An 11,662-nucleotide genomic window follows, 5' to 3' on the forward strand; every position below is an offset into this window, starting at 1 on the left:
GAGATGATAGGAGAACAATTAAAGTTTATTGTGATTATAGTTCAAAATGAATTAGATGCTTATGTTTTATTTCAAACATTAAATGCTAGAGGAGTAGAATTAACAGCCGCTGATTTATTAAAAAATTACTTTTTAAATTTACTTAAAAATGAACCAGAAATTTTAAATCAAGCTAATTTAATGTGGGAAAACATAAATAATAAAATTTCAACAGAAAAAATACCCGATTTTCTAAGAAGTGTTATAAATTCACAAATAGATTTGGTTACAAAAAATAGACTTTTTAAAGAAGTTAAAAAAAATATTAAGACTTCAGAAGAGGCTTTTAATTTTATATCTAAACTTCATAAATTATCTTCTTTGTATCTTGCTTTGCAAAATTCAAATCATAGTTCTTGGAATGATTTTACAGCACAAGATGCAAAATATTATATTGATATTTTAGAGTTATTAAGATTTAAATCATCTTTACCATTACTGCTAATTGCTAAAGAAAAAATAGTAGATGATCAAGATTTTATAAAAATTTTAAAAGCTTGTGCTATATTATCTATTAGATATTCTATTTCAAAAACTAGAACAAATAAATTGGAATCTAGCTATAATAAAATTGCTTGCAATATATTTCATAGCAAATATAAAAATACCAAGGAAATTATAGATGCATTAAAATCAATTGATATTGATGATAATGACTTTAAAAAATCTTTCTCTATATATTCTAAAAAAGCAACCTCAGGAAATGATGCAAAAATAGTCAAATTTTTACTTGTTAATATTGAAAGGCATTTATCTGGAGGCATATGTGATGAACAAATTGCAACAATAGAGCATATACTTCCATCATCTTTAAATAACGAAAAAGTTCATAAATTAGGAAACTATATTTTATTAGAAAAAAAATACAATCAAGAATTAAAAGATAAAAAATTCGAAGAAAAAATTTCTATATATAGCAAGTCTAGCTTTAAACTACCAAGATATATAGCGGATAATTTTAAAACTTGGGACACAAAAAGTATTGATCAATATCAAAATTTTTTAGCTAAACAAGCCTTGGCTCTATGGAAAATAAAATGACAAATTTACCGCAGGGTTGGGAAGTTAAACGCTTAGCGAGATAGGTGAAATCATTACAGGTTCAACACCTAGTAAGAGTAATGTTGAGTTTTATGGGAAAGATTATCCATTTTTTAAGCCAAGCGATTTCGAGCAAGGATATTTTTTAGAAAATGCTGGAGATAATCTATCAAAACTGGGTTTTGGTAAAGCTAGACAGCTTCCGCCTAAAACAATTCTTGTGGTTTGTATAGGTTCTTTGGGTAAAGTAGCACTAACTAGAGTTATTGGGAGTTGTAACCAACAAATAAACGCAATTATTCCTCACAAAAATATAATTTCCGAGTATATTTATTATTATTATTGCATATCTTCTAAATTTCAGTCTATATTATTTTCAAAAGTACCACAAACAACTTTAGCTATTTTCAATAAGACTGAATTTTCCAAACTCGAAATTATTTATCCAAAAGACATAAAAGAGCAAGAAAGGATAGTGGGGATTTTGGATTTTGCTTTTAGTAAGATTGATGAAAATATCAAAAAAGCAAAAGAAAATTTAGCAAATATTGATGAGCTTATGCAAAGTGCTTTACAAAAGGCTTTTAATCCACTTAACGATGATACTAAAGAAAATTATCAACTCCCACAATCTTGGGAATGGAAAAGCCTAGAAGAGATTAGCGAAAATATTTCTGCGGGTGGAGATAAGCCAAAAAACTGCACAGAAAGTAAAACTGCCAAAAATCAAATCCCTGTTTATGCAAATGGTGTAAATAATAATGGTTTAGTTGGATATACAGATAAAGCTACCATTATAAAACCTTCTTTAACTATATCTGCTAGAGGAACAATAGGTTTTGTTTGCATTAGAAAAGAACCTTATTTTCCTATTGTAAGGCTTATTTCTTTAATTCCTTGTGAAAATATATTATGCTTACATTATTTATATTTTTGTTTGAATTTTTTTATAGCAAAAGGTGAAGGTTCTAGTATTCCGCAACTTACTATACCAAAATTTAAATCCCTACAAATCCCCCTACCACCACTCAAAGAGCAAGAGCAAATCGCAGAGCATTTAGATTTTGTCTTTGAAAAGGCAAAGGCTTTAAAAGAACTTTACACTAAAGAGCTAAAAGATTATGAAGAGCTTAAGCAATCCTTACTTGATAAAGCTTTTAAGGGAGAATTATAATATTAAAAAATTTGCCAAATTTTAACACATTGGCTTGATATGTTAAAAATTTTTGATTTTTTTAACATATTTTTTTATAATGTTAAAATTTTTAGAAAAAATTAACATATTGGAAAATTATGAAAGAATTTATACCTCAAAAATTGCCTTTAAATATAGAATTAAATGCAAATATTTATAGTCTTATCATTAAAGCTTCTAGAAAATTAGCAGAGTTAAATGGACTTAGTAAAAGCATACCAAATCCAAGTATTTTAATCAATGCTTTGATTTTACAAGAAGCAAAAAATTCGAGTGAGATAGAAAATATCATCACAACACATGATGAACTTTTTTTATCTGATGTTGATGAAAACAAACTCACAAGAGCAGCAAAAGAAGTGAAAGATTATGAAAGTGCTTTGAAAAAAGGATATGAGTTATTAAAAAAAGAGCAGTTATTAAGAAATGCACATATTTTAGAAATTCAAAAAAGATTAGAAAGAAATAATGCAGGTTTTAGAAAACAAAGTGGAACTATGCTTAAAAATCCTATTACAGGAGAAATAAAACACATACCACCCCAAAATCCTAATAATATACAAGAACTTATGAGAAATTTAGAACTATACATTAACGATGATAGTTTAGATGAATTTGATTTTTTAGTAAAGATGGCAATTATACATTATCAATTTGAAAGCATTCATCCTTTTTATGATGGCAATGGCAGAACGGGTAGGATTATAAATATACTTTATTTAGTATATAAAGGACTTTTGGATTTTCCTATTTTATATCTTAGTGCTTACATAGTAAAAAATAAAGATGAGTATTATAAGCTTTTGCAAAAAGTGCGTGATGAAGGGGATATTTTAAAGTGGATAGAATACATACTTAAAGGCATAGAGCAAACCGCTGTAAAAACTATTGAAACTATTATTAAGATAGAAAAAATGATGTCTAATGTAGGTGAAATTTTACAAAATAAAACGAATTTTTATAGTAAAGATTTTGTGGAGCTTTTGTTTTCTCATCCTTATACAAAGATAGATTTTTTAATAAAAAAATTAGACATTTCAAGACAAAGTGCTTCAAAATATCTTAAAATTTGTGAAAATTTAGGAATATTAGAGTGTATTAAAATGGGTAGAAGTAATTATTATATTAATATAGAACTTTTAAGACTTTTTAGAAAAGGAATTTTTTAAATGCAAAATAAAATCGATAAAATCACAGATATTCTAAGAAGAGATGATGGCATAAGTGGTGCTATGCACTATACAGAGCAGATTGGCTGGATACTTTTTTTAAAATTTTTAGATGATTATGAGACAAATTTAAAAGATTTAGCGTTTTTAGATGGCAAAGATTATAAAAGCATTTTGCAAGAAAAATTTAGCTGGAGTGTTTGGGCAGCGCCTAAAAAAGATGGCAAACTTGATGTAAAAAATGCTTTAAGTGGATCAGATTTGCTTGAATTTGTAAATAAAGAGCTTTTTCCTTATCTTAAAAATTTTAAAAATAATGATGATTTTAAAAGTATAGAGTATAAAATCGGTGGAATTTTTGAATTTATAGACAATCGCATAGCAAATGGACATACTTTAAGAGAAGTGATAAATATCATTGATGAGATTAGTTTTAATAAAGAAGATGAAGTATTTGCCTTAGGTGAAGTTTATGAAAAACTTCTAAAAGATATGGGTAGCGATGGTGGAAATAGTGGAGAATTTTACACCCCTCGTCCTTTGATAAAGACTATGGTGGAAGTAATAGATCCTAAACCAAAAGAAAGAATTTATGATCCTTCTTGTGGTAGTTGTGGATTTTTAGTTGAGAGTTTTTTACATATTTTATATAAAGACAGAACCAAAGGCAAAAAAGCAAATTTAAGCGTAGAAGAGCTTGAATTTTTAAAAAATGATGCTCTTTTTGGTAAAGAAAAAACTCTGCTTAGCTATGCAATGGGCGTTATGAATATGATACTTCATGAAATTTCAAGTCCAAATATCATAAAAACAAACACTTTAAGTAAAAAAATAACAGATATAACAGAAAAAGATAAATACGAAGTAATACTTGCAAATCCACCTTTTGGTGGCAAAGAAAAAGAACAAATTCAAGAAAATTTTCCTATAAAATCAAATGCTACTGAACTTTTATTTTTACAGCACATTTTAAAATCTTTAAAAAACAACGGAAGATGTGCGATCATTGTGCCTGAAGGTGTGCTTTTTCAAAATTCAAATGCCTTTGTGAGTGTAAAAAAAGATTTACTAGATGATTTTAATTTAGAATGCGTTTTGAGTTTGCCAAGTGGGGTATTTTTGCCTTATAGTGCTGTTAAGACTAATGTGCTTTTTTTCTCTAAAGGTAAAAAATGTATTTGTGAAGGCGATGGAGTTTATTACTACGAACTTATACCGCCTTATAAACTTACTAAAATAAGCCTTTAGAATACGGACATTTTAAAGAATTTCTAAAATGCTACAAAGAAAGAAAAACCACTGCTAATTCTTGGCTTGTTAGCAAAAAAGAGCTTGAAGAAAGAAACTATGATCTAAGTGCTAAAAATCCAAATGTAAAAGAAGAAAAAATCCTAAGAACTAGCGAAGAGATTTTAAATTCTTTAGAAGAAAATCTAAAAACACAACAAGAATATCTAAATGAGCTTAAAAGCATACTAAAATGATTGCAAGTTTTTTGATAAAAACTAATTTACAAATAACTTCTAAGCTCAATTTACAATAAATATTTATTGCTTGCATTCTACTTTTTAATATCATCAAGCAAATTTAGGGCATTTAAAGCTTTTGGATAACCGATATATGGAATAAGAGCTGCAATGATATTTAGCAAATCTTTTCTACTTTGCCCCATGTTAAGATTACCTTGTATATGGGCTTTTACTTGATTATCTAGCCCACCAAGTGAGATAAGATATACAAGGGTTAAAAGCTCCCTAGTTTTTAGATCAAGTCCTGTGCGTGTATAATAATCTCCAAAACAATTCGCACTCAAAAAATCATTTATAAAAGCTTTATCTTCTGGGGTAGATTCTATCATTTTAGTGATATTAGCTTCACCAAAAATAGCATTTTGTATTTCCCTACCTTTTATTTTGCGATTTTCTTGTGTAGTGGTGCCTTGTGGGGTTAAAACTAAGGCGATATTTAGTTTTTTAAACACTTTATTACAAAGGCTTAAAAAATCACATACTCTAGCAAAACCCACATAAGGCGTAGCTTGATAAATCACTTCTTTGATGACAATAGGACTTATATCGTTCTTGATTGCACCTTGAAGTAAAGTTTTAAACTCTATTTTTCCATCTACTGCTAAAGTAGAAGCAAGGGTGATTAAAAAATATTTTTGTGTATTAAAATTTGCTTTTACAAAACTCTCGCCAAAAGTAAAATTTATGTGATTGATAAAATACTCTTTATCACTTGCAAAAAGTTGATCCTTTTTTGCTCCTAAGAGTTTTTCAAAAATTTCTCTTGCTTTTTGTCTTAATTGTATGGTTTTATCCTTTGTAATTTTTAAAGTTTGTGAAAAAAGAGCATTTAAAATACTTCAAAAACATAAAAGTTTTTATAAAAATTTTGTGTTTTATTTACAAATTTCTCTACTCTCTTGCTTCTTTTAAGGCATTTTCATATTCTTCATCGCTTACAAGCTCAAGCCATTCTACATTTTTACCTTCTTTCTCACCTGTAAGTGCTATGTGTGCTCCACTACTTGTATTAGTTGCACCATGAAAATGCTTTACTCCTATAGGACAGCTTATCACATCGCCTTTTTTGGCTATAAAGGCTTTTTGACCTGGAACTTTTGTGATGATTTCACCCTCTGTTACGATTAAGGTTTGTCCTTGAGGATGAGTATGCCATGCACTTCTAGCACTGGCTTCAAATTCAACCAAAGCCCCGCTAAAATTTCTCCACTTATTTGATTTAAACATCATAGAAACTTTTACATTTTTGCTAAAAAATTTACTATCGCCTTTAAAACTTCCATGAATTCCTGCTTTTTCTAATTCTTGCATTTTACCTCCTTTTTTAGTATTATAAAACATGAGAGCTACTCTAAGTCAATAAAAATTTAAAATCTTAATTTCATTTTTTCTATCCTACTTCTTACAAAAATCATGATAATTCCTAAAATCAACAAAACAATAGTATTTACGATAATATAACGCGTATCGCTCAAAGAAATCACAAGTCCACAAATAGCAGTTCCGGTGCTTAATCCTATATTGGCCACGCTTATAAAAAGTCCATTGCTAAAATTAGCAGCCTTTGGAAAGGGATAACTTATCATAAAATGTGTGCCGTTATTCATCACACCTGCTAAAATTCCCAATATAAAGGCAAATATTATAAGTATAATTTCACTATAAAAACTAAAAATTAAAATATAAAATCCTATCATGATTAAAGGTGTTAAAATCAAAGTAAAATTTGCATTTTTAACAAGGGTCTTTCCGGCTATATAATTGCCTATAATATTTGAAAAACCATAAATAGCCAATACAATACTAATTAAAGTAAAATTCATCTTTCCTACACTATGCAAGAAATCAGAAAAATAAGAGTAAAAACCCCAAATTCCAGCATTTATACAAATAACACAAAGTATGCTAATCCATAAAAGCGGGTATCTTAAGATAAGCAATTGTTTGCTTATTTTTACAGAATTTACTTTTTTAAAATCAGGAACAAAAAATAAAGTTGCTATAAAAGATAAGGTATTTAAAAATACAAAAAATAACATTGCCATTTTAAAACTAAAATTTCCACCAAAATAACTAGTCATAGGTACACCCAAAACCATTCCAGCACTAACTGCTGCAAAAATCTTAGCTGTAGCTTTTGGAATTTCTTTCTTATCTTCGACCAAATTTGTAACCATACTTAGAGCAAGAGCTATATAAATAGGATGAAAAAAAGCAGGAATAGCTCTTAAAATAAGCAATTGCCAAAATTCACTCACAAAAGCAGAAGTTAACGAGCTTAAGATAAACACAGCTAAACAAATAAGCATAAGTTTTTTAGGATTGAAATTTGTACAAAGTAGCGGGACAATAGGGGCACAAAAAGTTATCACAAGTGCAAAAATACTCACACACCAACCCGCATCTGAAATACTTACGCTGAAATTTTGAGAAACAATAGGAATTATACCCATCATCCCTAGTTCTGTGCTCAAAATCCCAAATACCCCTAAACAAAATACTAGAATAATTTGAGCATTTGAAGCTTTATTTAAATTTTTCATTTTATCCTTTCAATTAATATTTTTAAAAGTATAAAAGATGAGAGTAGGTCTAAGTCAATAACCTAAAATAAAAATATTTATCTATATTAAATAAAATCTTTAGAAAAATCTAAAACTTCAAAATAAGCATTTAAAAGAAATAAAAGATGCCTTAAAATTATAAGGCAATCTTTATTTATAGGCTTATTACCCCAATGCGTGTGTTTTCATAGCAAGAATTAAGCACTATGTCTATCATAGCACTAGCATAATCACTATAGCTGATTTTACTTTCATTGTTGGCATTCACTTCAAATTTTTCGCCTATGATTTTATAATGATTGGTTTTTGGAAGATCTGGTGAAAAAATAGCAGATGGGCTCACATATACCCATTTAAAACCTTTTTCATTGCGTAAAAATTCCAATACTTCCGCACTTGCTTTAGCTATATCCAAATACTCTTTAGGAAAATCAGGCATATCCATAAGTCTTGTAGTATGATTCTCATCCATATACAAACTTCCAGCACCCCCTACAACAAATAATTTAGCCTTACTTCCTTGCAAAATTACACTCAAGCATTCTATATGCTTTTTATGTAAGCTTAAATTTTCCCATTCTCCAAAAGCATCGATAATAATATCAAAATCTATCAGATCTTTAGAATCAAGCTCAAAAAGATCTTTTTGTACTATTTTAGCTTGAGGTAAAAATTCATTCATTTTAGAGCTATTGCGTACAAAACATACTGGTTCTAAATTTCTTTTTAAAGCTTCTTTACTGATTTCTTTGCCCACTTTACCACTTGCACATAAAATTGCTATTTTCATAATATCTCCTTTTTAAGTATTTTTACATAAAAAATGCAATCTTGAAATTATAAATATATTTACTACTAAAAATCAAGTAGATATTATTTTATAATATAGTATCTATTTTAGGAGTATTGTGTTATTTTAGTATTTTAATGAGATAAATTTTTTAAAAAATATGTTATAATTTTAAAAAATAAGGATTTATAATGAAAAAATATCATTCTCTTTGTCCTATTGAAACTACGCTTAATTTGATAGGAAATAAATGGAAAATTTTAATTATTCGAGATTTGTTGCAAGGGACTAAAAGATTTGGAGAGTTGAGAAAAAGCATTTCATCTACAAAAAATCAAAACATCTCTCAAAATGTCCTTACACAAAATTTACGAGAATTAGAAGAAGCAAAACTGATCAAACGCAAAGTTTATGCAGAAGTTCCTCCAAAGGTTGAGTACTCACTTACATCTTTAGGCAATAGTTTAGAATCCATCTTAAAAAGTCTTGAGAATTGGGGAAATAGCTATAAAAATATCGTTTAAGAAATAAATTAATATATCAATATATATTGATATATTAATTTATATATGTTATATTTTTGAAAATATTTTTATAAGGATAAAAAATGCAGTCTTTTTTAAATACTTTCAAAGAGTTTTTATATCTATTTACTGAGCTTTCTGTACTTTTTATAGCTATTTCTTTTTTAGTTTCTATTATGAATCAAAAATACGAAGGAATTTTTAAAAAACAACTTGCTGGTGATAAAATTTCAAGTTATTTTAAAGCTATATTTTTAGGTGCTTTAGAGCCATTTTGTTCCTGTTCTACCATACCGCTTTTAAGAGCTTTTTTAGAAGCGAAAGTAAAACTTAGCGTAGCTTTAGCTTATCTTTTTACTTCACCTCTTATTAATCCTATTATTTTTTCCATGCTTTTTGTAACTTTTGGTTTAAAGTTAAGTTTGACTTATGTGGTTTTTTTGATATTTTTGATCTTTATTATTTCTTTTGTTTTTTCTAAATTTAAGGAAGAGAGTTTTTTAAAACATACCCCTAAAAATACAAAATCAAGTATTTTTACCCAAAGCGCTCACAATCCTAGCAATTTTATTTTTAAACAAAAATCATGCTGTACAAATACTCAAGATAAGTCTAAAAATATAACGATAAACTATAAAGAATTATTCAAAGAAAGTTTGAAAAATTATAAAAAATTATTACCTTATATCGTTGTGGCAGTTTTTATCGGTGCTTTTATTCATGGTTTTATTCCTCAAGAAATTTTACAAAAATATCTAAATGGCAATGAAATTTTAAGCATTGTATTAGCGGCTTTTTTAGGAATTTTCCTTTATTTAAGAGTAGAAACTATTATTCCTATAGGCTTAGCACTTTTACAAATGGGAATTTCTCAAGGAGTGATTATGAGTTTTTTAATCGCTGGTGCTGGATGTTCTTTGCCTGAGCTTGTTTTACTCAAACAAATGTTTAAAATGAAATTTTTATTTTTATTTGTTATGATTATTTTAGGCGTGGCTATATCTTTTGGAATTTTTATTAATTTAATTTAAGGAAATAAAATGCAAAAATTTTTAACCATTATTTCAGCGATCAATGATGAAAGTAGGGTTTTGATTTTGTATCATCTTTTAAGATACAAAGAACTTTGTGTTTGTGATCTACAAGAGCTCTTAAACATGGGTCAATCAAGACTTTCAAGACATTTAAAAATTTTAAAAGATGCGGGTTTTTTGTATGTAAGGCGTCAAGGAACTTGGGCGTATTATGGGATTAATGATGAGCTTTTAAAACTGCATTTAGATCTTTTTGAAAATATTAAAAATTTAGAGCTTAAAAATGCTATTAAAAAAAATGAAAATATTATTACCCAAATTTGCCCTTAATATAAAATCAACCCTTAAACTTATGCAATTTATCACAAGGTTGATAGTCCTTACTTTCTGGATTAAATCCATCGACTTCATTTGCAAGCATTTCTTCATAAATTTTTATCTTTTTGCTTAAAACTTTTTCACTTTCTTTTAATGTTTTGATCTGGTTTTGTAATTTTTTCTTTGTTTGCTTTAACATCTCTTGTCTCTCTTTGGCAGTTTTTATACCCAAAGAGCAAAGTTTTATATAATGTTTGATTTGTTCTATTGGCATACCTGAAATTCTAAGCCATTCTATCCATTTTGCCCATTCTATATCGCTTTTTGAAAAATATTTCACACTATTTTCATCTTTTTGAACAAAAGGAAACAAACCCTTTTTAGCCCAAAATCTTAAAGTATGAGCACTAATTTTTGTTTCTTTTTCTACTTCTTTTATAGTATAAGCCATATTTACTCCTTATTTAAGATAAAAATAAAAATTTATTTTATTTTTTTGTGATAAAATAATAGCCAAATTATTAGTTTTATACTAAAAATAACAAAAATTAAAAGGAAAATAATGAATAGTATTAAAATCAAACTTTCTCTCATTGCAAATTTAATTGCAATTTTTGCCTTAATTGTTCTAGGTATTGTAAGTTTTTATTTTACAAAAACCTCACTACATGAAAGCGCTCTTAAAAATCAAACTGATCTACTTAAAGTCACACAATCTACCGTTGAAGATTTCCGTTCCACAAATCAATCTTTTACTAGAGCTTTAGAAAAAGATATCGCGAACTTACCTTATCAATCTTTAATCACTGAAGAAAATATTATTAACAATGTTGGTCCAATATTGAAATATTATCGTCATAGTATAAATGCACTAAATGTTTATTTAGGTTTAAACAATGGAAAAGTTTTACTTAGTCAAAAATCTAATGATGCAAAAATGCCTGAATTACGTGATGATTTAGATATAAAGACAAAAGATTGGTATCAAGAAGCTTTAAAAACAAATGATATTTTTGTTACACCAGCATATTTAGATACAAATTTAAAACAATATGTAATAACGTATTCTAAAGCTATTTATAAAGATGGCAAAATGATAGGAGTACTGGGTGTCGATATACCATCAGAAGATTTGCAAAATTTAGTTGCAAAAACTCCTGGAAATACTTTTTTATTTGATCAAAAAAATAAAATATTTGCAGCAACCAATAAAGAATTATTAAATCCATCCATTGATCATTCTCCTGTTCTAAATGCATATAAAACACATGGAGACTATAACTTTTTTACTTATGGATTAGACGGCAAAGAAAGACTTGGAACTTGTACTAAAGTCTTTGCTTATACAGCTTGTATTACCGAAAGCGCTGATATTATAAATAAACCTATTCATAAAGCTGCATTTATTCAAGCCATTGTTGTCATTATTGTGGTAGTATTTAGCGTCATCCTCCTTTAT

Annotated in this window: 12 protein-coding genes and 1 pseudogene; 8 read left to right on the forward strand and 5 right to left on the reverse strand. The window is 27.7% G+C overall.

All coding sequences use genetic code 11. The features are described from left to right. Window positions 1-3 precede the first annotated feature (3 nt). From FBE93_RS08385 to FBE93_RS07780, 4 genes and pseudogenes are all read left to right on the forward strand, one after another. Window positions 4-1,080, forward strand: coding sequence for an HNH endonuclease family protein (locus tag FBE93_RS08385; protein WP_182579318.1), 1,077 nt, complete (start codon window positions 4-6; stop codon window positions 1,078-1,080). A gap of 52 nt (window positions 1,081-1,132) precedes the next feature. Next, on the forward strand, window positions 1,133-2,254 hold the full coding sequence (locus FBE93_RS07770) for a restriction endonuclease subunit S (RefSeq protein WP_347564056.1): 1,122 nt from the start codon (window positions 1,133-1,135) through the stop codon (window positions 2,252-2,254). A 119-nt stretch (window positions 2,255-2,373) separates the two neighbouring features. Continuing rightward, the gene (locus FBE93_RS07775) at window positions 2,374-3,444 is read left to right on the forward strand and encodes a Fic family protein (RefSeq protein ID WP_002932590.1); all 1,071 of its coding nucleotides are present in this window, start codon (window positions 2,374-2,376) and stop codon (window positions 3,442-3,444) included. Next, window positions 3,445-4,928: pseudogene (locus FBE93_RS07780) on the forward strand (class I SAM-dependent DNA methyltransferase). 77 nt (window positions 4,929-5,005) lie between these two features. Here the strand turns inward: FBE93_RS07780 and FBE93_RS07785 are convergent. The 4 genes from FBE93_RS07785 to FBE93_RS07800 all read right to left on the reverse strand — a co-directional run bounded on the left by FBE93_RS07785 (window position 5,006) and on the right by FBE93_RS07800 (window position 8,327). Then, entirely contained in the window at window positions 5,006-5,758 is a 753-nt protein-coding gene (locus tag FBE93_RS07785) for a carboxymuconolactone decarboxylase family protein (protein ID WP_032598716.1), read from the reverse strand. Between the two features lie 106 nt (window positions 5,759-5,864). Continuing rightward, window positions 5,865-6,284 (reverse strand): cupin domain-containing protein, encoded by a 420-nt coding sequence (locus FBE93_RS07790; RefSeq protein WP_002932582.1) that lies wholly within the window; start codon window positions 6,282-6,284, stop codon window positions 5,865-5,867. 56 nt (window positions 6,285-6,340) lie between these two features. Then, complete coding sequence (locus FBE93_RS07795; RefSeq protein WP_002932581.1) at window positions 6,341-7,516, reverse strand: MFS transporter; 1,176 nt, start codon at window positions 7,514-7,516, stop codon at window positions 6,341-6,343. Between the two features lie 175 nt (window positions 7,517-7,691). After that, window positions 7,692-8,327, reverse strand: coding sequence for an NAD(P)-dependent oxidoreductase (locus tag FBE93_RS07800; RefSeq protein ID WP_002881085.1), 636 nt, complete (start codon window positions 8,325-8,327; stop codon window positions 7,692-7,694). Window positions 8,328-8,518: 191 nt separating this feature from the next. Here FBE93_RS07800 and FBE93_RS07805 point away from each other — a divergent pair, with 191 nt between their 5' ends. The 3 genes from FBE93_RS07805 to FBE93_RS07815 all read left to right on the forward strand — a co-directional run bounded on the left by FBE93_RS07805 (window position 8,519) and on the right by FBE93_RS07815 (window position 10,215). Next, entirely contained in the window at window positions 8,519-8,851 is a 333-nt protein-coding gene (locus FBE93_RS07805) for a helix-turn-helix domain-containing protein (protein WP_002881079.1), read from the forward strand. An 83-nt stretch (window positions 8,852-8,934) separates the two neighbouring features. Continuing rightward, a complete protein-coding gene (gene arsP, locus FBE93_RS07810) occupies window positions 8,935-9,882 on the forward strand; it encodes an organoarsenical efflux permease ArsP (RefSeq protein WP_165434346.1) in 948 nt (315 codons plus the stop codon). A 9-nt stretch (window positions 9,883-9,891) separates the two neighbouring features. Further along, window positions 9,892-10,215 carry a metalloregulator ArsR/SmtB family transcription factor gene (locus FBE93_RS07815; RefSeq protein ID WP_004315572.1) on the forward strand — a complete coding sequence of 108 codons (324 nt, stop codon included), beginning with the start codon at window positions 9,892-9,894 and terminating at the stop codon, window positions 10,213-10,215. Window positions 10,216-10,222: 7 nt separating this feature from the next. On the opposite strand, the gene FBE93_RS07820 is transcribed toward FBE93_RS07815, so the two are convergent. Beyond that, window positions 10,223-10,654 carry a MerR family transcriptional regulator gene (locus tag FBE93_RS07820; RefSeq protein WP_002936848.1) on the reverse strand — a complete coding sequence of 144 codons (432 nt, stop codon included), beginning with the start codon at window positions 10,652-10,654 and terminating at the stop codon, window positions 10,223-10,225. 78 nt (window positions 10,655-10,732) lie between these two features. Here FBE93_RS07820 and FBE93_RS07825 point away from each other — a divergent pair. Then, the coding region (locus tag FBE93_RS07825) for a cache domain-containing protein (protein ID WP_347564057.1) at window positions 10,733-11,662 on the forward strand (930 nt) is incomplete at its 3' end.

This window comes from Campylobacter sp. CFSAN093229 (assembly GCF_011068225.1).
Lineage (GTDB): Bacteria > Campylobacterota > Campylobacteria > Campylobacterales > Campylobacteraceae > Campylobacter_D > Campylobacter_D jejuni.